This window comes from Pseudomonas sp. 22490 (genome assembly GCF_052044465.1).
Lineage (GTDB): Bacteria > Pseudomonadota > Gammaproteobacteria > Pseudomonadales > Pseudomonadaceae > Pseudomonas > Pseudomonas aeruginosa.
Genome location: NZ_JBQENS010000060.1, coordinates 1 through 17,982, shown reverse-complemented (window position 1 = coordinate 17,982; position 17,982 = coordinate 1). Strand labels below are relative to the sequence as shown.

Here is a 17,982-nt window from a genome sequence, read left to right as displayed (position 1 = left end):
GGGCTCTGTTGCAAAGATTGGCGGCAGTCAGAGGTAGGCTGTCGCTCTGCGCCGATCAGGCGGCTGCTGCGAAATGGTGGTTGAGCATGCCCATGGCCTCCGTCAGCGCCGAGGGCCCAATGCCAAAAGCTCTCTCCACAAGGCGCACCTCGCCCCTGATGCCGGGCTGCAGGCACCAGGGGCGAGCCTGTCCTTTGCGCAGGGCTCGCATGACTTCGAATCCCTTGATCGTGGCATAGGCCGTGGGGATCGATTTGAAACCGCGCACCGGCTTGATCAGTATCTTGAGCTTTCCGTGATCGGCCTCGATCACGTTATTGAGATACTTCACCTGCCGGTGGGCCGTCTCCCGGTCCAGCTTTCCTTCGCGCTTCAATTCGGTGATCGCTGCACCATAGCTCGGCGCTTTGTCGGTATTGAGCGTGGCAGGCTTTTCCCAGTGCTTCAGGCCTCGCAGGGCCTTGCCCAGGAACCGCTTCGCTGCCTTGGCGCTGCGGGTCGGCGACAGGTAGAAATCGATCGTGTCGCCCCGCTTGTCGACTGCCCGGTACAGGTAGGTCCACTTGCCCCGCACCTTGACGTAGGTTTCATCCAGGCGCCAGCTCGGATCAAAGCCACGCCGCCAGAACCAGCGCAGCCGCTTCTCCATCTCCGGGGCGTAGCACTGGACCCAGCGATAGATCGTCGTATGGTCGACCGAAATGCCGCGTTCCGCCAGCATTTCCTCAAGGTCGCGATAGCTGATCGGATAGCGACAATACCAGCGCACCGCCCACAGGATCACATCACCCTGGAAATGGCGCCACTTGAAATCCGTCATCGTTCCGTCCGTCCAATCTCCGCCAAGCATGCTCAAGCTTCACGATTTTTGCAACAGAGCCGAATAGATGGCGTCTGCGCCGAAGGCTTTCAGGAAGAGTTGAAGCCCCTTGATAACCAGCATTTGGTCTGAGAGGGTTTCGCACTGGATGAGCGCAAAACGTTCTCCTAAGAGCGAGCGGAGTCCTGCTGACAACGTCTTCGCAGTCCCGTTTTCAAGGCCCAGTGGCTTCAAGAGCTTGGTGCCCATCTTTTCGGTGGGCACCAGGTCCTCGGCGTCTTTGCAGTCCAGTGCTGCCCATTTCCGCACGAGGCCGGCCAGTTTGGTTTCTGCTTCGTGCAGGCTCAGGAGTTGTAGCTGTCCGCTGCTGGCGTGGACAACCTTGGCCATGGCGAGGTCGGTTACGGCCTGAGCAATGAGGGGCTTGATCTCATCTTTGGTGAGTCGAAGCATCTTCATAACCGACTCGATGAGCGGCCTACCTTCAACGTAGCTGTGCCCGAGCCAAGCCTCCCGGCGGAGCACGCCGACCACCGCGCCTTTAACTGCAGAGACTGTGTTGTTGGTCACTCCAAACCTTTTCGCGAGGTTCAGCGCGGAAGTGAAGAGAATGTCCTCGAAATGGACGTAGAGCAGATAAGGGTCTTCTTTCAGAACCTCACTGAGGTTCGCGGCATAGCCTAAGCGACGTTGCAGGGTTGCCAGCTTCGCCGGCGGAATACCCTCGACGTCGATCTGTGCGAGTGCGAGTTGCTCACTTCGTTGATCAGCCCAAACCTGGCCTAAGACCTGGGCTTCTTGCGGGGAGATTCCAGCTTCCACGAGTCTATCTGGTGATTGGTCCAGAATTGGAATCAGACTTTCGCCGAAGTGCTGGACAGCCTTGCTCGTAACACTGCGTGGGACGCCAGTGAGGACGCTGAGATATCCAACCAGTGACTCAACCTTCGCTGGTGGCATCGAGGTGAACTGGCTGACATCGAAATCAGCGCCGTCGATATCCGGTACGCGCTTGCCGTACAGGATGTAGTCCTCATAGAGGATTGCGTTGCCGAAATTGCCGGTACCGGTGAAGGAGGTGTTGTCTTCCCGCCGGAAGGTACAAACCGACCAAGGACCGGCGGGATCACGGAAAACAATATCGACTAGGGTACCGCGTTCGCGGGTGAGGGCTTCAGCCCCGTCAGGAATTCGATCAGTCATGCTCATCCGCTTGGGTGCGCGCGGCCGCTATTCACGTTCCGTACGCTCTTGTGGACGCCGTTGTAGCTACGGGCAATCTGGTTGGCGAGTTCGGCTCTCACGGCCGCAGCATCGTTCACCAAGGCCGGATACAGACGGGTCAGCCCAACGAAAATGTCGAAGTCCTCAAGCAGATCAACAGCCACCAGGACCTGGTCTGCGACGATCAGCGACTTATCGTATGCAGCAACCGGCTCCATGCCGTTGAACAGCCCTGTCGGGTCGACAAACAGGAATGGGCGGAGCTGGCGTAGTACCAGACTGCGCGCATGCTCAATTTTGGGTAGAACTTGACCTTCAGCCAGGCGGATCTCCTGGCTGCTCTTGCCGCCAAAGAGCATGCCGGATGCCTTGGCGAGGAAATGGGGGAGCGAAGTGTTTATGGTGGCCGGCCAAGTGCTGCCGTCGACCAGGAATGCCTTCGCTTCAGGAGTGTGGATGTATTTCATGTCTTGAAATCCTTGTTCAATCCAATAATGGAAAGGGAGTGCCCCTTTTTTGGGGGATATCAAAAAAAACCCCGCCGAAGGGCGGGGTTGTCTTGCGATGGAGCGATCAGTTGATCGCGTCCTTGAGCGCCTTGCCCGGCTTGAAGCCAGGAATCTTCGCAGCAGCAATCTGGACAGGATTCCCGGTTTGAGGATTGCGACCCTCGCGCGCAGCGCGCTCCTTTACCAAAAATGAGCCAAAGCCCACCAGCGTCACAGTGTCACCGGCCTTCAGCGCGGAAGTCACGGACTCGATCACCGCATCCAGTGCTTTCCCAGCGACAGCCTTGGTGATGTCCGCGGACTCGGCGATTTGGTTGATAAGTTCTTGTTTATTCACGCATTTCTCCATGTAAATCAGGGGGTGAAGTAAGCAGTATAACGGCGGCCTGGTGGCCTCCAAGTGAATCTGGTCTTCTGCAGCGATTGGATTCCATGGACGCGCCGCACAAAAAGAAAACGGCTCGGCAATGCCGAGCCTAAGGGGAAATCAGATCAAGCTTGCGCCCAGCGCGCCGGCCAAGAAGCCTGCTCCAATAAGGGGGAGCATTCCGGCAAGGGCCTTAGAGCCGGCTCTGTGGCACAGGAAACCGCCCACACTGGTGATTGGTACGATCAGGTAGGCAGCGATCATCTGCACTGACAGCATGCGTGTGCCCAAGGTGGCATCGCTCGTGGGGTGACTCCCGAGCATCGATGCCAACGCCAGCGCTCCGATGGCCAGGCAAAGCAAGGTAGCTAGGAAGGCTCGTTCGGTATAGCGGAATGGGCCGACTTCGATTTCTGCAGCGCTTTTGACGGTGGTTTGCATAGCGCGTTCCTCTTGACTCTCACGACAAGGGTAGCAGCCTCTTTCAGCGCTAAACAGCGGAAATCAACTCCTGAATTTGCCCCTCTGCCGCTGTTAGCAAACAGAGCACCTCATCGGAGCAACCATGCGCGCTCAGAGCTTCCATCGCTCTGGAGAAAGCTCTGGCATGCGCGGCACAGAGATCCACTTTGTCGAATGCCTCCTGGATAGCCGTGTCAGTAGCCACTGGCGCCATTGCTACCAGGCCGTTCTCATAGATACGGCTTTCCCAATGGCTCGGCTCGATGCCGGTTGAGCGAAAGTAAATGAAACCGAGCTGATCGCCCAGGGAATAGGCTGCCGCCCCGTAGTGCTCATCGAATGTGGAACGGCCAGTGCCCAACGCTTTGAATTCCATGAATGTCCTCCTGCTGGTGTGGACGGTGACCATAACGGTGCAGTCCTGTGGTTCAAGACTGCGTAGCCGGGGATTTAGCGGAGGCATTTGAGTTGAAGAGGGGAGAGGCCTCGTTAAGCTCGGGCCATCCACCTCTTCACAAGGAATCGCCTATGTCCACCTTACTCACTCAGCAGCAACTGCTTTCCGCGCCGGAGTCGGATTACATGTCCGACCAGCAACTGGCTTTCTTCAAGGAACTTCTTCTCAATCGAAAACTGCACCTACAGGGCCTGCTCGCTCAACGAGCAGAGGCGTTCCGCGATGACTCCGAGGCGCGTCTCCCGGATGCGGCGGATACTGCCTCCGCGGAAGAGCAGCGCGCGATGGAAATGCGGATGCTGAAGCGGGACCAGGCAGAGTTGCTGGACGTGGAGGCTGCACTGAAAAGGATCGAAGAAGGAGATTATGGCTACTGCGCTGAGTTTGGGCAGCCGATTGGGCTCAAGCGCCTTTTGGTCGCGCCGACTGCAAGCCTTTGCATCGATGCTCAAGAGATTCAGGAACGTCGTGCGCAGCGCCAGCGTGTAGCATGACCTCCAGCGAGGGGGCATGCCCCCTCGACTCTCCTTTCGATCTTCCTACTTCCTCACTCCTCAGGTTCTATGATCAGTCAAAATGCTGGCTGAACATCTCTTACCTAGGAGCTGCATCATGGAAGTCGGTCCCCGCATGTACTTTCTCGTTTCAGGGTTGCTTTACCCGGCAGCGCTGGGAGCCGCTCTTGTCTGGACGGTTAGTGCCTTGCATGCCAGGGTATTTCTCGAGAGCGCGTCCCCAAACGGCTGGTCTCTGTGTATGGCTGCCTGGTTCATTGGCTACCACTGCCTGCAATTCAGCAGGCTGATGGTCAGGCACTATGATCTTGGCAAGGGCTACACCAGGCGCGCCTTCGTCTCTGACCTGGTGGACTGCTTGACGCTGCTACTGGGTTTCGCTGGTCTTCGCTTCTTAAACGAGCCGATCCCTTCGGAGCAGGTCTGGGTTGTCTATTTGGCACTGCTTGGAGTTCCCCTCTCTGCTGTTATTGCCCATCCACTTCGCATGATGAAGGGGCCCAGGGGGCTATTGGTCCTTGGCATGCTATTGGTATGCCTTCTTGGAATCGACTACTTCAAACTGGGTTTCCTCTTGCCATTGTTCAAGCCAGAGGTAACCCACTGGGTATTGCTGGTCGCGATGTTTTCCATGCTTTGGGCCTTCTACCACCGCGTATACCGCTTCGAACCTTGACAGCAGGGGTGCCGACCATGCGAGGGCTATCGATCGTACTGGGATTGAGTTTGCTGGTCGGCTGTACTCATGAGCCGCTTTCAGAAGGGTTACCGGTTCAGAATCACCATTGGGGCGATGAGCCGAAGATTCAGTTTCTTGGCGTAGGTGGCTGGCTCATACATTGGCGTGGGGAGGGGCTATTGCTGGCGCCTTCGTACACCAACCCGGCCAGCCTCGGCATTCCTGGGATACCCCCGGCCCGAGTGGTAGCCGACAACGAGAAGGTCGACAGACACATGCCGCCTGCAGCAGACGTGACGATGCTTCTGGTGGGTCATGCGCACTACGATCATCTTCTCGATGTGCCGCGGGTCGTAGATAAGCACTCTCCGAAAGCGGTCGTATACGGGTCTGAAACGGTTAAGCACATTCTTCATGCAGCAAAGAACAGCTCAGGACAGCGGATCTTTGGCGCTGGCGCGGTGGTGGTGCCAAGTCAGCAGCAGATAACCGACCATCGTGATCCCTCCCGACCTGGTACATGGTTTTACTCCGACGGGAAGGTCATCACTGATGGGGACGTAAACGGAGCAAATTCCGTGGGTTCGATCCGTGTGATGCCTATTAGAAGCATGCATGCCGGGCACCTCTTCGGCCATAACTTCATCCCAGGTGAGTACGACTGGGATCTCGACGATTTGCCGACTGGTCTGCTGGACTGGAGACTTGGTGAAGTAACTCTGGCCTGGATGATTGACCTCCTCGGGGAGGATGGTCGGCCGGTTTACCGCATTCACTATCAAGACAGCGCCGCTGAACCTCCATGGGGCTTTCCACCCATAATCTCTGACTCAAAGCGCGTCGACGTCGAGATCCTTTGCGGGGGAGGGTGGAATCAAGTCAGTTACTACCCCACAGGGCTCCTCAGGGTGACCAAACCGCGTCTTGTGCTGTTGGGGCACTGGGAAAACTTCTTTGGCAACGACCTTGGTGAACCTGCTCGAACCATTCCGTTGCTCGGCTACAAAGGGCTCCTCGAACAGCTGAAACCCTACAATGTGGTGGTGCCTGAGCCCTTCTCTGACATCCTGCTCCCCCCGCCGATGGAGTGATTCTGCCCCAGCGGAGGCCTTCAGTTTCATGCGGACTCCTGCAGAGCAGACAGCAAGGGACAAAGCCCCATCGTAGGCCGTGTAAGCAAGGGCACTTTGCACGAAATGTGGGATTTCGCCCTGGTGCCGGCCCTATTTTCCGCCTTCCGCAAGGCGTTGCATCAATGCGCGTGCTTCGCTGTACCCATAAGCCCGCAGGAACCCGTCATAAGTATCAGGAAATGACATGACGCGCCCGGCGTAATACTCCAAGGGCACAGCAATGTCGGCTTCGTGCAGGTAGTCCTGATCAAGGAAGTGCTCGAGCACCAGCATGTGATCGAAGAAGGCCTCAAAGCAGTCACGAATGAACTCCTGCTGCTTGCTGAACCCCATCCCCTTCTCATGCACGACAAGGGCTGGTTTGAGGTCCCTCCAGTGAACGACGTAGGTCTGGCCTTCATGGGTGAAGGTCCGGCCTGACCAGTCCATCATTCGCATCGCAGAGCGGGCGAGTGGATCTGTGAAAATCTCCTTCATCATGTCCCGTGCAGCGGCAAGCTGCTTCTGACGGTGTTCCTTTCGCTTCTCTTGGATCGCATTTCGGGCTGACCTCAAGCCGCTCCAGATACCCCAAATCGCCAGGGCCATGGTGATCAGGGTGCTGATGACTGATACCCAGTCCTTGAGTGTGGTTGGTGAGAATGGGTCGCCCTGGGTAGGGTTCTCTGCCGCCATTGCAGCGGTAGTCATCAGCATCCAAGCCGTAGAGATCAACCAGGCAGCGCTGTGCCTCTTCCTTGTGGCTGTCATCTGGAGGTCCTCTGAGGGATGGTTAACCTCAAAGTAGCTTGATCCGTTTCTACCCGCACGTGACCACTCGGGGAATTCGCCTTTGAATTTGCCCGGCGGTCGTTAGACTGCCTGTTCCCCAAACAGCCGCGACACGAGAGGTAGCTTTTGACCGGCAAGCTTTCCAGTGATCAGTTGCAGCGGATCTACAAACTGCTGACGGAGAAGCGCCCCCGGCTTGATGATCGGATGGGATTAACTCCGGCTGAGCGTGCACTGTTGGAGTGTGGCGGTATTTCGAGATCCGACTTTGATGATTTGATTATCGCGACTGAGTACCGCGGGTTTGCCGCGGCCGGCCGATACGCAGAGGCACTGGCTGCCTACTTCAGAATCCCTAAAGTCAGCTTGTGCCGGAAGCCCAGGCGCCTCGACGACGATGTGTTGTGGTTGGATGGCTATGCCGTTGCCGATGCCGTTGCTCTGCTGATCTTCATGGAACGCCTGGGCTTCGCTGTCTCACCTGGTCAGCTGGTGCAGGCGATAAAGGGCAACCTGGCAGGCAAGCCCATGCTGACGGAATCGGAGTACCTCATTCTCACCTATGAGGTTTCCCGCGGCTGTACTACGACAGTCCTCCGATCAGATGTGGAGCGCCAGCCGGCATTTCCAACGACCAAGCGCCACCGGGATGAGTTAGGAAACCGCTTCACATTGGTGCTCCAAGGGGAGGATGTGTTGTCGCTGGAAGTAGCCGGGCCCCGATATCGTGACGTCAACTCGGCACTTAAAACCTGTGCCTACTGCGGTACGACCTACCTGCCCAGCAGTCGTAATGAGCGTGAAGCACATCGTCAGGTTCATAGAGAAACACAGCGGTTACTGGACCCGGGCCCGAACAAGCGGTTTGCGGCCAGACTAAAGTGTTTCGCTGGCGCCGATCGGGTAGACGCATCTGTGCCCATGTGGATGCATCAGGAGGTATTAAAGCGCGCCCAGCGTTTCCGCGCGGATTTTGGCTACGACTTTGTCCAGTGGACTGGAACGATGTCGACTAAAGCAACGGTTGACTGGCACGGCTACCTGATTCCAGCTGGTGCTGACGGCACGATTGCAGGCGCTTGTGCATTCCTTTACGAGACTGAAACGAACCCATCAGGCAGCCCCTGGACTTTATCCTGGATCTGGCTGGCGCCTAAATACAGGCGCGGCGGGCTGTTGCGAGAACGGTGGGGGAGATTCCTTGAGGCCTATGGAGACTTCAGGATCGAGAGTCCGCTGTCTCCTGAAATGGAGGCCTTTGTACGAATTCACGGCACGGACTGGCAGAAGAGCTGCTTGTCGAATCATGGCGAGTGAGCAGAGTGCTCACCGCCTCTAGGAGTTTTTGTGATCAAGACCAATACATCTGCCCCCCAGCTGGACAAGCCGATGATCTTCCCTGCGGAGGACTATGCTCGTGCGTGGGTCGGGTGCCTGGCCGGATTCCTTCCAGGCCTGAAAGATCGAAGTCGTGAAGTGTTCCTGAGGCTGTCAGGGTGGCATCACTGGAACGCAATGGTCGAGGCCTGCAACCCAGAACAGAGCTGCGTGTTCATGACTGAGGATTTGAATCCGGAACTTCGGCTTTCGACTCTTGCAGAACATCGCTCAATCCTGATCCACGAGTTCGGTGTGAAGCCGGCCACTGCCAATTTCTTCTTATGGGCAAATCCCCTGGGCTCATTTGAACTCGTGCCGCTTCGCGCGGCCGTCAAAGAGGCCCTTTATCAGGAGGGTGAGTCGCCTTCCTCTAGGTTGGACAAAATCCTCATCGCTCTGGATCAAGAAAATCGAGCGCTTGTTCCTGGTACTGAAGAAAACTACCGCCGCGGCTGCCACTTCACCAATGAGCGGGTGTACATGGCGATGTTCCAGCATCTCGGCTGGAACCTGGAGCTCAGCGACGGGCGTGACTACGACGTACCATTTGGACTACCTGTCGCACGGTTGGGCTATTTCAGCGACTCCGAACTCGGCTCGGTCCCTGTGTTCATGACTGGCTTGGCGCCTGACCCTGAGCTGAACCCTGATCAGACCAGCTGTGCGATTTATGAATGGATCACTTCACCGCAGGGAGCGAAGGCACAAACGGCAGTGGTCTTTTTCAGGGAGCCACAGCTTCGAGTGCTCGATGACGTCGAAACCTCGATCTTCGGCAGCTTCCTTGAAGGGCAGAGCGCATGGCATCTCACCTTGTCGTCTAACTCCAAATCGTTGGGGAGTGTAGTGGTCGACATTGTCTCGGGCCAGACTCTTCCTGTGCCCGAGCAGCGCGACAATGGCTTCGAGTTGGCCATGCGATTTGCCCGTGCAATGGAGCGCTACTGCGACTTTCCTGAATTGCACCTTCCCAACATTGACCGGCCAGTGGTCCTCGCCGGCGGCAGTGGGTGGGGAGTAGTGAAGCTGCCCCAGGCTTGAGGCTCTGCAGAACGAGTGTCTCCCATCAGGTCAGAATGGGAGTCATGCACCATAAACGTCACATGACAGCTGGTGCTAAGGGGAAGCTCTGCTCGACCTGCAACCATTCGCCTTTCGGCTGAAATGCCTCAAAGATGGTGCAGAGGGTGTCCATTGGCGGTTGAATGAACCCCGGCCATTCTCGGTGCGGATCGAAGACTGCGATTTCAAACTCGGGGTGTCGAAACGCCACCGCCCAGTGCCATCGTTCCCTTTCTCCGGGACGTATGTCGCGCAATTTGACTATCGCCAGGCCGTGAAGATCGGCCCATCCCCGCCACCGGCGAGTCACTGTCAGAAGTCCTGCCGTGGCCACCGCCATCCTCATCTCGCCCGAACTCGTAGAGAAGGGCGGTCGGCCATGCCTCCTTTTGCCAAGCCCCTGGCTTACGAAATGCTCCCGAGCTCGTTGATATGTCCAGCCGGTAACCATCGCTAAACACGCTACCCCGCAACCATAACGGTCGGTTTGCACGCTCTTCTGTACACCGCATCGGGCTTGCCAGTCGTCTTCAGTCGCTGCCGGCGGATGATGTATGTCTAGGTGATCCATGGATTCAGTCCTCATCCAGTTCAGGACTGATCGTACTGTGAAAGGGCGCTGGCCCAGGCTGGTTTCGCGGTCCGCTTTCCAGCCTCTCCTTCACCAAGGTGGGAAGGATTATCAATAGGTTACGTTGCAAACCCTACCAGGGGCGCAGGGGGCCGCAGCCATGAAGCTCTACCTTGCCTCTAGCTCGCTGTAGAAGCTCTCTGACCTGGTCTTCCGTCGCTGAGCGGTCATCGTCTAGCCACCAGCCATCTTCATCCCTTGTAATCCAAACATCCCCGGCCGACCAGGTCACAGGCCCCCAGTAATCAGAAAGCCTGCACCACACGAAGTCTGCATGCAGTTCGGAAAGTGGATCATCCATAGGTGCCTCGCTGGAAATGCACTGGAGTTGGGTTAGTATCGCAGTGGAGCGNCAGCGCTCGCACGCCCACCTTGGGCGAAGGCCGGATTAGGCCATGGCTTCAATACTTCTCTTCCTCCAAGCATTGCCCTAGGCAATGTGTCTAGTGGGCGTGGCACAAGATTGCCGCCAAGGAGCATGCTTTGACCATTTCTAACCGTTTCCCCTCCGGCGCATCCCTCGACCAGGTGAAGAAGGATGCCAAAAAGCTGGCCAAGTCAGAGGGGCTCAGTCTCCATGAGGCTCTGGACCAAGCTGCCGCCGCGCATGGCGCTCAGGTCCCCTGGCATCGCATCCAGGAGTTCCTCGCCTGCGATGATGACGAGACTTTGCTGGCCAGGTTTGCTCTCCCGCTGTACGCCGGCGGCGTATTCACTGTATCTCTTACTGAGACACGCTCCATGATTTCGGTAACGGGGCGAACTCGAGCAGGAAAGTCCACCTCAGCATTGCTAATTGCTGATCGTTACCTGTCTTCCTGCCGCGGCCGGGTGCACCTGGTAAGCCTTCTTCACCACCAACCGACATCAGTTGTCGGAGAGGTCTCTGAGTGCGGCTGGCAGGATGTCTGGGATCGAATTTCGCTGAAGTATCCTGGACGTTGCGCTCTTGTCGTTTGCCCAGAACGTATGGCTCAAACACACATGGTGGGGCCTCTTGATTTGAGCCCTACGAAACCTGAAAGGGGAGACCTGGTTGTGCTCGATGAGCGCTACCACTGCGCTAAAGGGCAAAGTCTGGTCGACGTGGCAGAGATTGCTCGCATGTGGCGTGTTGGCCTGATCCTATGCAAACAGCCGGGGCCGTGGGAGCACGAGACCATTCCCGATGAACCAGTTGGCGATCCATTTTCCCTGCACATCAAATGCAGCCGCGAACTGCGTTCGGATGATTGCAGACTCCAGCTGGAAGAAATGGTGAATGGACGTCGGGGCGAATGCCTGATCGTGCCAGGCGCTCCCTACGGATCTTCGAAACGGAAGTTCAGGTTCCAACGAAGTGCGCTGGGAGCCCTCAAGAGCCATTTCGCTCGAGAGTGAGGGCGTTAATACGCAAACCCGACATCCACCCTCGCTTGGTTGTCGGGTTTGTTCTGGAGGCTGCCGCCCACACTGGTCAGCTCCGCGTTGAGCTGGCCCGCTTGGGCAAACAAATCGGCCCTTATGACCAGATGATCGCCGGGCACGCCAACTCTCAGGGGCTGATCGTTGTCACCAACAACCGCCGAGAGTTCGACCGCGTACCCGGCTTGAGGATTGGATCGTCCCAATCGCGTAACAGAGGAACACACGAGGGCTACTGACTACACACCGCTTTCTCCTCAAAGCCTAGCGACCCTCCCCGGCGTCCAGGAGGTCGACGTTGTTGGAGGTATCTGGGGTTTGGGGAGCAATGGAACCAAAAACCAACGTAAGCCCTACCAACGCTTTTCGGTGTCTTCTTCCCAGGCGCCCATCTCGACAAAACAGTTGCGCATGTCGGCCTCCTGGCTGATCTCGGTCAGCAGGTCATGCACGCTCTTGTCCAGCTCATCGTCGCTCCGATACGGAATGGTCAACTCATAGTGGCCGGCATCCAGCCGCTTCATGCCATAGGGCTCCAGGCAGTAGCGCTCAATGTTCTCCGTGGCCCGCTTCCGGCCGCGCACGAACTTGCTGTTATTCACCACCGCGAGGCGCAGGGTGACGGTGGCCACCCGCTCGGCGGCGGGCGGCTCTGCCGGCGACGCGGCCGAAGGCTGCTGGTCGCGTGACCTGGCGCTCTTCTGGTACGCGCCGATCTCGACACCACGGTGGCGCAGGTAGCTGTACAGCGTGCTCTTGGAGATGTGCAGCTTCTCGCCGATCGCGCTGACGCTCAGGCGACCTTCGCGGTAGAGGGTTTCGGCCGCCATGGCGGTGGCCTCAGCCTTGGCTGGCAGGCCCTTGGGACGGCCACCGATCCGGCCACGCGCCCGTGCGGCCGACAGACCCGCCTGAGTCCGCTCGCGGATCAGCTCGCGCTCGAACTCCGCCAGCGAGGCGAACAGGTTGAACACCAGGCGGCCTTGGGCGTGGGTGGTGTCGATGGGGTCATTCAGGCTCTGTAAGCCGACCTTGCGCTCTGCCAGCTCGCCGACCAACTCGACCAGGTGCTTGAGGGAACGCCCAAGGCGATCCAGCTTCCAGATCACCACGGCATCACCCGGCCGCACGTTGGCCAGCAGTTTGTCCAACTCCGGCCGGGCGCTTTTCGCGCCGCTGGCGATGTCTTGGTAGATGCGTTCGCACCCGGCCTGTTTCAGGGCATCGACTTGTAGGTCGGCTTTCTGATCCCGAGTGCTCACTCGCGCATAACCGATCTTCATCAAAAGTACTGTTTACTCGACTACGTTAGTAATAGTTGAACTTTGATTAAGCGTACCAGTTATTTGAACCGTAGCGCGGGGAGCTTAACGAACCGAGCCATTCCTCGATAGAGTTCGGCAAAACCTTCGTTTTGTCGAACCATTGCATCGCCCTTTGTGATTGGCGTATAAACACACAAACACCTATTAGCGGAGAACGCTATGAATACCATTCGCTGGAATGTCGCCGTCTCGGCCGACACCGACCAGTCGCTTCGGATGTTTCTGGCCAGCCAGGGCGGCGGCCGTAAGGGCGACCTGTCGCGCTTCATCGAAGAAGCGGTACGGGCACACATCCTGGAGCTGAGCGCTGAGCAGGCCAAGGCCGCTAACGCCCATCTGAGTGAGGCAGAATTGACCAACGCGGTTGACGAAGCGCTCGACTGGGCACGTAAGCGCTGATGCGGGTCGTGTTGGATACCAACATCCTGTTCAGCGCCCTGATCTCGCCACATGGCGCGCCCGATGCGATCTACCGTGCCTGGCGGGCGGCGCGTTTCGAGGTGGTGACCTCGCGGATGCAACTCGATGAAATTCGTCGAGCCAGCCGCTATCCCAAGCTTCAGGCCATCCTACAGCCCGCCAAGGTGGGCGCCATGATCAATAACCTGCAACGGGCTGTGGTACTGGAGCGCCTGACCATCGAGGTCGAAGCCGATGATCCGGATGACTCGTTTTTGCTGGCCATGGCCTTGGCGGGCGATGCGGACTACCTGGTAACCGGTGATCGCCGCGCCGGCCTGCTGCAACGCGGGCACATCGAACGCACGCGGATCGTCACGCCCGCCGTGTTCTGCGTCGAGGTGCTGTGATCAATGCCGGTCGGTTTTCTGACTCAAGAGCAACGCGACGGTTTTGGCCGCTATGTTGATTCGCCCAGCCGTGAAGAGCTGGAACGTTACTTCCACCTGAGCGATGAAGACCGTGAAGCCATCCAGGTGCTGCGGGGTAACCATAACCGTCTGGGTTATGCCGTTCTGCTGACCACCGTCCGCTTCGTTGGCGTTCTGCCGGACAAGCCCGCCGCCGTGCCGGTGGAAGTCCTGCAGGTGCTTTGCCGACAACTGGCGATTCCAGACCCCGACTGCCTCCAGCGCTATAGCGATCATCGCCGCTGGATACATGCCACCGATATTCAGAACCGCTTTGGCTATCGTCATTTCACCGATCCGGGCATCGGCTTTCGCTTGAGCCGCTGGCTGTATGCCCTCTGCTGGACGGGCACCGACCGGCCGGGAGTGCTGTTTGAGCGAGCCACCTCGTGGCTGTTCACACAGAAAGTCCTCCTGCCTGGTGTGTCTCAACTAGAGCGCTTTATCGCCCAGTTGCGCAGTCGGGTCGAAGAACGCCTCTGGTTTACGCTGGGCCGCAGCGTGACTGAGGAACAGCGATTGCAACTGCAAGACTTGCTGACGGTGGCCGAAGGCAACCGCAGCTCCCGGCTGGATCAATTGCGCTCCGGCCCGGTCATGGTCAGTGGCCCCGCGTTGATTCGGGCACTGCGCCGGCTCGATGACGTGCGCGGCATCGGCATCACCTTGCCGGCGGCGGCGCACATCCCTCCCAGCCGTATCGCCGCCCTGGCCCGCTTCGCCAACACGGCCAAGGTCACCGCGATTAATCGGCTGCCGGCGTCGCGGCGGATGGCGACACTGGTGGCCTTCGCACTCTGCCTGGAGGCGACTGCGCACGACGACGCACTGGAAGTCCTGGAGGCCTTGCTGCGCGACCTGTTCAGCAACGCGGAGAAGGCCGACAAGAAAGCCCGCATGCGCAGCCTGAAAGACCTGGATCGGTCGGCCGCGACGCTCGCCGCCGCGTGCAAGGTCGTGCTGGACAGCTCGATCAGCGATGACAACGTGCGCGCCCGGCTGTTCAACGACCTGCCGAGGACCACCCTGGAAAAGGCCCTGGAAGAGGTCAACGCGCTGATCCGCCCGGTAGATGACGTCTATTTTCTTGCATTGGAAGCGCGCTACCGCAGCGTGCGCCGCTTCCTGCCCGACCTGCTCAAGCACATCCGCTTCGGCTTCAGCCCGGCCGGCAAGGGCGTGGCGGCTAGTCTGGAGTGGCTGCAACTGAACCTGCCGCGCCGGAAGCCAGAGGATGACGCGCCGCAGGAGATCGTGGCCAAGGCTTGGCAGAAGCACATCACCCGCGAAGATGGCTCCCTCGACATGGGTGCCTATGTGTTCTGCACGCTCGATGCGCTGCGCACGGCCCTGCGCCGCCGCGATGTCTTCGTCTCGCCCAGTTGGCGCTATGCCGACCCGCGCCTTGGCCTGCTCGACGGTGCCGAATGGCTGGCGGCGCGACCGATCATCTGCCGGTCACTGGGCCTGACCATCGACGCCAAAACCACCCTGGACGCCTTGTCCGTCGAGCTGGATGCAACCTGGCTGGCAGTAGCCGCGCGCCTGCCCGACAACCCGGCGATTCAACTGAGCGAGAACACCGAGGGCAAGACCGAACTGTCGCTCGGGGCGCTGGACAAGCTGGACGAGCCCTGCTCGTTGCTGCAACTGCGGGCGGCCGTGTCTGACCTGATGCCGCGTGTCGATCTGCCGGAAATCCTCTTGGAAATCGCCGCCCGCACTGGCTTTTCCGAGGCCTTCACCCATGTCTCCGAACGCAATGCACGCGCCGACAACCTGGTCACCAGCCTCTGCGCGGTGCTGTTGGGCGGGGCCTGCAACACCGGCCTGGAGCCCTTGATCCGCACCGACAACCCGGCGCTGCGCCGTGACCGGCTGTCCTGGGTCAGCCAGAATTATATCCGCGACGACACCCTGTCAGCGGCTAACGCCATCCTGGTCGGAGCGCAAAGCCAACTGGAACTGGCCCAAGTCTGGGGTGGCGGCGAGGTCGCCTCCGCCGATGGCATGCGCTTCGTCGTACCGGTGCGCACCGTGCATGCCGGCCCCAATCCGAAGTATTTCGGCACCGGCCGGGGTGTCACCTGGTACAACCTGATTTCCGACCAATTCTCCGGCCTCAACGCCATCACCGTGCCCGGCACGCTGCGCGACAGCCTGGTGTTGCTGGCGGTCGTGCTGGAACAGCAGACCGAGTTGCAGCCGACGCAAATCATGACCGACACCGGGGCCTACAGCGATGTGGTGTTCGGGCTCTTCCGCCTACTTGGCTACCACTTCAGTCCGCGGCTGGCCGATGTCGGCGGTACCCGCTTCTGGCGCACGCGCCCGGACGCGGACTACGGCAAGCTCAACGGGCTGGCCCGCCAGTCGGTCAAACTCGACCTGATCGCCGAGCACTGGGACGACCTGCTGCGCCTGGCCGGCTCGCTCAAACTCGGCCGGGTGCCGGCGACTGGCATCATGCGCACGCTGCAAACGGGAGATAGACCCACCCGGCTGGCCCAGGCGCTGGCCGAATTCGGGCGGATCGAAAAGACTCTGCACACGTTGACCTATATCGACGACGAGTCCAAGCGCCGCGCCACCCTGACCCAGTTGAACCGAGGCGAAGGCCGGCACAGCCTGGCCCGCGCCGTGTTCCACGGCAAACGCGGCGAGCTCCGCCAGCGCTACCGCGAAGGCCAGGAAGACCAGCTCGGTGCTCTGGGCCTGGTGGTGAACATCATCGTGCTGTGGAACACCCTCTACATGACGGCGGCCGTGGAACGGCTCAAGCAGCACGGCTATCCAGTGCTGGAAGAGGATTTGGCCCGGCTATCGCCGCTGATCTACGAGCACATCAACATGCTCGGGCGGTATTCCTTTGCGGTACCGGAAGAAGTTGCGCGCGGCGAGCTGCGGCCACTGCGTAATCCAGACGACGACCTGTGATCCCCCTAAACGCTATGAGCAACACCCAAGCTGCTGCTGGATCGGCGGGCACTTCACCGAGCCGAACGAACAGAAAACGCAGCAATCCCCTGGGTTGGGGCGCAGCAGCGCCTTGCAGTTGCTGCACTCGTAATAGAACTGGCAGGCGTCCGTGGGCATGGTTTCCGGCTTGGCGAAGCCGCAGCGCGGGCAAGTCAGCACGGACTCAAGGACAATGGCGCTCATCGTGACCTCACTTCTGCACTGTGGAGGGGTATCCCGCGTTCGCGGTCGCCTCAGTCAGTGCCTCGGGCTGGGCCTTATCGGGATCGTAGGTGACGGTCGCCGTCTTCTGGTCGAAATTGACCTGGACGTCACTCACGCCGGACACCTTCTCCAGCGACTTCTTGACCGTGATCGGACAGAGTCCGCACGTCATGTTCTGCACGTCGAGCGTGACGGTTTTCGGGGGAGCCGCCAGCGCCACGAAGGGCAAGGCGAAAAGCACGGCGATCAGCAGTTTGCGCATGGTTAATCTCCTTCAGTAGAACAGCGGGGCGAGCCACGGCACGGCCAATAGGCCGAGCAGCAGCACGCTGACGATCCAGAACACGAGTCGCTGTCGCACGAGCGTGCGCGGATCGGCGCAGGGTGTACCTGGCGTACAAACCTGTGGCACCAGGTAGAGCTTGCGGAATGCCAATCCCAGGAACAGTAGAGTCAACCCGATGAAGAGGGGGCGTAGTGGCTCCATCATGGTCAGAGCGCCCACCCACGTACCGCCGACACCGAGTGCCAACAGCACCAGTGGCCCGACACAGCACACCGACGCACCGATGGCGGTCAGCGAACTCGCGACCAGCGAGCCTTTCCCGGTGAGTTGCATCCCCATTCCCATCTCCTGAGCCTGATTGCCTAGGTGCTATTCTAAACTCCGTACCAAAGTACGGAATCAAGGAGAAAGTGATGGCCACAGAGCTGACCATTGGCAAGCTGGCAGACGCCGCCGGGGTGAACGTCGAGACGATCCGCTACTACCAGCGACGCGGGCTGCTGGATGAACCAGCCAAACCCTTGGGTGGCCATCGGCGCTATCCGGTGGACATGGTGAAGCGACTGCGTTTCATCAAGCGGGCTCAGGCGCTGGGTTTCACGCTCTCGGAAGTCGGTGGACTGCTGACGCTGGATGAGTCGTGCGCCTGTGCCGAAACGCGAGCACGGGCTGCACGCAAGCTCGCGTTGATCGAGCAGAAGATGGCCGACTTGGTCGTCATGCAGCAACTGTTAGGCGAACTGGTGCAGCAATGTGATGCGGGAGACGGCGGAACGATCTGCCCGATCATCGAGGCACTGATCAGAGAGTAATGCCTGGCGGGTGAGCTGGAGATCGGAAAGCCCCTTTACGGTGGGATTCAGAGCTTACGTTGGTTTTTGGTTCCATTGCTCCCCAAACCCCAT

Annotated in this window: 21 protein-coding genes and 1 pseudogene; 11 read left to right on the top strand and 11 right to left on the bottom strand. The window is 59.2% G+C overall.

Annotation, left to right across the window (positions count from 1 at the left end; all coding sequences use genetic code 11):
- Window positions 1-55 precede the first annotated feature (55 nt).
- The 6 genes from ACTJJX_RS34060 to ACTJJX_RS34035 all read right to left on the bottom strand — a co-directional run bounded on the left by ACTJJX_RS34060 (window position 56) and on the right by ACTJJX_RS34035 (window position 3,758).
- Window positions 56-820 (bottom strand): IS6-like element IS6100 family transposase, encoded by a 765-nt coding sequence (locus tag ACTJJX_RS34060; protein ID WP_001389365.1) that lies wholly within the window; start codon window positions 818-820, stop codon window positions 56-58.
- Window positions 821-859: 39 nt separating this feature from the next.
- Entirely contained in the window at window positions 860-2,023 is a 1,164-nt protein-coding gene (locus tag ACTJJX_RS34055; RefSeq protein ID WP_440782055.1) for a helix-hairpin-helix domain-containing protein, read from the bottom strand.
- 2 nt (window positions 2,024-2,025) lie between these two features.
- A complete protein-coding gene (locus tag ACTJJX_RS34050; RefSeq protein ID WP_010792911.1) occupies window positions 2,026-2,511 on the bottom strand; it encodes a hypothetical protein in 486 nt (161 codons plus the stop codon).
- A gap of 106 nt (window positions 2,512-2,617) precedes the next feature.
- Window positions 2,618-2,908: an HU family DNA-binding protein gene (locus ACTJJX_RS34045; RefSeq protein ID WP_255251287.1), complete on the bottom strand. Its 291-nt coding sequence runs from the start codon at window positions 2,906-2,908 to the stop codon at window positions 2,618-2,620.
- A 132-nt stretch (window positions 2,909-3,040) separates the two neighbouring features.
- A complete protein-coding gene (locus ACTJJX_RS34040; RefSeq protein WP_010792913.1) occupies window positions 3,041-3,361 on the bottom strand; it encodes a hypothetical protein in 321 nt (106 codons plus the stop codon).
- Window positions 3,362-3,410: 49 nt separating this feature from the next.
- Window positions 3,411-3,758, bottom strand: coding sequence for a hypothetical protein (locus ACTJJX_RS34035; protein ID WP_010792914.1), 348 nt, complete (start codon window positions 3,756-3,758; stop codon window positions 3,411-3,413).
- Between the two features lie 152 nt (window positions 3,759-3,910).
- Here ACTJJX_RS34035 and ACTJJX_RS34030 point away from each other — a divergent pair, with 152 nt between their 5' ends.
- From ACTJJX_RS34030 to ACTJJX_RS34020, 3 genes are all read left to right on the top strand, one after another.
- Complete coding sequence (locus ACTJJX_RS34030; RefSeq protein ID WP_010792915.1) at window positions 3,911-4,333, top strand: TraR/DksA family transcriptional regulator; 423 nt, start codon at window positions 3,911-3,913, stop codon at window positions 4,331-4,333.
- A 118-nt stretch (window positions 4,334-4,451) separates the two neighbouring features.
- A complete protein-coding gene (locus tag ACTJJX_RS34025; RefSeq protein ID WP_010792916.1) occupies window positions 4,452-5,030 on the top strand; it encodes a hypothetical protein in 579 nt (192 codons plus the stop codon).
- A 17-nt stretch (window positions 5,031-5,047) separates the two neighbouring features.
- Window positions 5,048-6,124, top strand: coding sequence for a hypothetical protein (locus ACTJJX_RS34020; RefSeq protein ID WP_058131721.1), 1,077 nt, complete (start codon window positions 5,048-5,050; stop codon window positions 6,122-6,124).
- 132 nt (window positions 6,125-6,256) lie between these two features.
- On the opposite strand, the gene ACTJJX_RS34015 is transcribed toward ACTJJX_RS34020, so the two are convergent.
- Window positions 6,257-6,856 carry a hypothetical protein gene (locus ACTJJX_RS34015; protein WP_223271182.1) on the bottom strand — a complete coding sequence of 200 codons (600 nt, stop codon included), beginning with the start codon at window positions 6,854-6,856 and terminating at the stop codon, window positions 6,257-6,259.
- A 207-nt stretch (window positions 6,857-7,063) separates the two neighbouring features.
- Here ACTJJX_RS34015 and ACTJJX_RS34010 point away from each other — a divergent pair, with 207 nt between their 5' ends.
- The 4 genes and pseudogenes from ACTJJX_RS34010 to ACTJJX_RS33995 all read left to right on the top strand — a co-directional run.
- On the top strand, window positions 7,064-8,254 hold the full coding sequence (locus ACTJJX_RS34010) for a hypothetical protein (protein WP_058131723.1): 1,191 nt from the start codon (window positions 7,064-7,066) through the stop codon (window positions 8,252-8,254).
- Between the two features lie 30 nt (window positions 8,255-8,284).
- Window positions 8,285-9,358 (top strand): hypothetical protein, encoded by a 1,074-nt coding sequence (locus ACTJJX_RS34005; protein ID WP_058202070.1) that lies wholly within the window; start codon window positions 8,285-8,287, stop codon window positions 9,356-9,358.
- Between the two features lie 1,135 nt (window positions 9,359-10,493).
- Window positions 10,494-11,390: a hypothetical protein gene (locus ACTJJX_RS34000; RefSeq protein WP_395549466.1), complete on the top strand. Its 897-nt coding sequence runs from the start codon at window positions 10,494-10,496 to the stop codon at window positions 11,388-11,390.
- A 53-nt stretch (window positions 11,391-11,443) separates the two neighbouring features.
- Window positions 11,444-11,653: pseudogene (locus ACTJJX_RS33995) on the top strand (hypothetical protein); the annotation flags it as partial.
- Window positions 11,654-11,767: 114 nt separating this feature from the next.
- Here ACTJJX_RS33995 and ACTJJX_RS33990 read toward each other — a convergent pair.
- Window positions 11,768-12,697, bottom strand: coding sequence for a recombinase family protein (locus ACTJJX_RS33990; protein ID WP_003150544.1), 930 nt, complete (start codon window positions 12,695-12,697; stop codon window positions 11,768-11,770).
- 201 nt (window positions 12,698-12,898) lie between these two features.
- Here ACTJJX_RS33990 and ACTJJX_RS33985 point away from each other — a divergent pair, with 201 nt between their 5' ends.
- Genes ACTJJX_RS33985 through ACTJJX_RS33975 form a run of 3 tightly spaced genes read left to right on the top strand, consistent with a single transcriptional unit; the run spans window position 12,899 to window position 16,545 of the window.
- The gene (locus tag ACTJJX_RS33985; RefSeq protein WP_003089107.1) at window positions 12,899-13,138 is read left to right on the top strand and encodes a ribbon-helix-helix domain-containing protein; all 240 of its coding nucleotides are present in this window, start codon (window positions 12,899-12,901) and stop codon (window positions 13,136-13,138) included.
- Entirely contained in the window at window positions 13,138-13,548 is a 411-nt protein-coding gene (locus ACTJJX_RS33980; protein WP_003150546.1) for a putative toxin-antitoxin system toxin component, PIN family, read from the top strand. The genes ACTJJX_RS33985 and ACTJJX_RS33980 overlap by 1 nt, the downstream gene beginning before the upstream one ends.
- A 3-nt stretch (window positions 13,549-13,551) precedes the next feature.
- Window positions 13,552-16,545 carry a Tn3 family transposase gene (locus tag ACTJJX_RS33975; protein ID WP_003299771.1) on the top strand — a complete coding sequence of 998 codons (2,994 nt, stop codon included), beginning with the start codon at window positions 13,552-13,554 and terminating at the stop codon, window positions 16,543-16,545.
- Window positions 16,546-16,557: 12 nt separating this feature from the next.
- Here ACTJJX_RS33975 and ACTJJX_RS33970 read toward each other — a convergent pair whose 3' ends face one another.
- Genes ACTJJX_RS33970 through ACTJJX_RS33960 form a run of 3 tightly spaced genes read right to left on the bottom strand, consistent with a single transcriptional unit; the run spans window position 16,558 to window position 17,416 of the window.
- Complete coding sequence (locus ACTJJX_RS33970) at window positions 16,558-16,770, bottom strand: GDCCVxC domain-containing (seleno)protein (RefSeq protein ID WP_003089113.1); 213 nt, start codon at window positions 16,768-16,770, stop codon at window positions 16,558-16,560.
- Between the two features lie 7 nt (window positions 16,771-16,777).
- Entirely contained in the window at window positions 16,778-17,053 is a 276-nt protein-coding gene (gene merP / locus ACTJJX_RS33965; protein ID WP_003150552.1) for a mercury resistance system periplasmic binding protein MerP, read from the bottom strand.
- Between the two features lie 12 nt (window positions 17,054-17,065).
- Entirely contained in the window at window positions 17,066-17,416 is a 351-nt protein-coding gene (locus ACTJJX_RS33960) for a mercuric transporter MerT family protein (protein ID WP_003089115.1), read from the bottom strand.
- Window positions 17,417-17,490: 74 nt separating this feature from the next.
- Between ACTJJX_RS33960 and merR the strand changes: the two genes are divergently transcribed.
- Window positions 17,491-17,889, top strand: a complete 399-nt coding sequence (merR, locus tag ACTJJX_RS33955) for an Hg(II)-responsive transcriptional regulator (RefSeq protein ID WP_003089120.1) — start codon at window positions 17,491-17,493, stop codon at window positions 17,887-17,889.
- Window positions 17,890-17,982 lie beyond the last annotated feature (93 nt).

Coding starts and splice junctions, on each gene's coding strand:
- ACTJJX_RS34060 (WP_001389365.1), bottom strand. CDS start 820: ATGACGGATTTCAAGTGGCGCCATTTCCAGGGTGATGTGATCCTGTGG.
- ACTJJX_RS34055 (WP_440782055.1), bottom strand. CDS start 2,023: ATGACTGATCGAATTCCTGACGGGGCTGAAGCCCTCACCCGCGAACGC.
- ACTJJX_RS34050 (WP_010792911.1), bottom strand. CDS start 2,511: ATGAAATACATCCACACTCCTGAAGCGAAGGCATTCCTGGTCGACGGC.
- ACTJJX_RS34040 (WP_010792913.1), bottom strand. CDS start 3,361: ATGCAAACCACCGTCAAAAGCGCTGCAGAAATCGAAGTCGGCCCATTC.
- ACTJJX_RS34035 (WP_010792914.1), bottom strand. CDS start 3,758: ATGGAATTCAAAGCGTTGGGCACTGGCCGTTCCACATTCGATGAGCAC.
- ACTJJX_RS34030 (WP_010792915.1), top strand. CDS start 3,911: ATGTCCACCTTACTCACTCAGCAGCAACTGCTTTCCGCGCCGGAGTCG.
- ACTJJX_RS34025 (WP_010792916.1), top strand. CDS start 4,452: ATGGAAGTCGGTCCCCGCATGTACTTTCTCGTTTCAGGGTTGCTTTAC.
- ACTJJX_RS34020 (WP_058131721.1), top strand. CDS start 5,048: ATGCGAGGGCTATCGATCGTACTGGGATTGAGTTTGCTGGTCGGCTGT.
- ACTJJX_RS34015 (WP_223271182.1), bottom strand. CDS start 6,856: ATGACTACCGCTGCAATGGCGGCAGAGAACCCTACCCAGGGCGACCCA.
- ACTJJX_RS33990 (WP_003150544.1), bottom strand. CDS start 12,697: ATGAAGATCGGTTATGCGCGAGTGAGCACTCGGGATCAGAAAGCCGAC.
- ACTJJX_RS33985 (WP_003089107.1), top strand. CDS start 12,899: ATGAATACCATTCGCTGGAATGTCGCCGTCTCGGCCGACACCGACCAG.
- ACTJJX_RS33980 (WP_003150546.1), top strand. CDS start 13,138: ATGCGGGTCGTGTTGGATACCAACATCCTGTTCAGCGCCCTGATCTCG.
- ACTJJX_RS33975 (WP_003299771.1), top strand. CDS start 13,552: ATGCCGGTCGGTTTTCTGACTCAAGAGCAACGCGACGGTTTTGGCCGC.
- ACTJJX_RS33970 (WP_003089113.1), bottom strand. CDS start 16,770: ATGAGCGCCATTGTCCTTGAGTCCGTGCTGACTTGCCCGCGCTGCGGC.
- merP (WP_003150552.1), bottom strand. CDS start 17,053: ATGCGCAAACTGCTGATCGCCGTGCTTTTCGCCTTGCCCTTCGTGGCG.
- ACTJJX_RS33960 (WP_003089115.1), bottom strand. CDS start 17,416: ATGGGGATGCAACTCACCGGGAAAGGCTCGCTGGTCGCGAGTTCGCTG.
- merR (WP_003089120.1), top strand. CDS start 17,491: ATGGCCACAGAGCTGACCATTGGCAAGCTGGCAGACGCCGCCGGGGTG.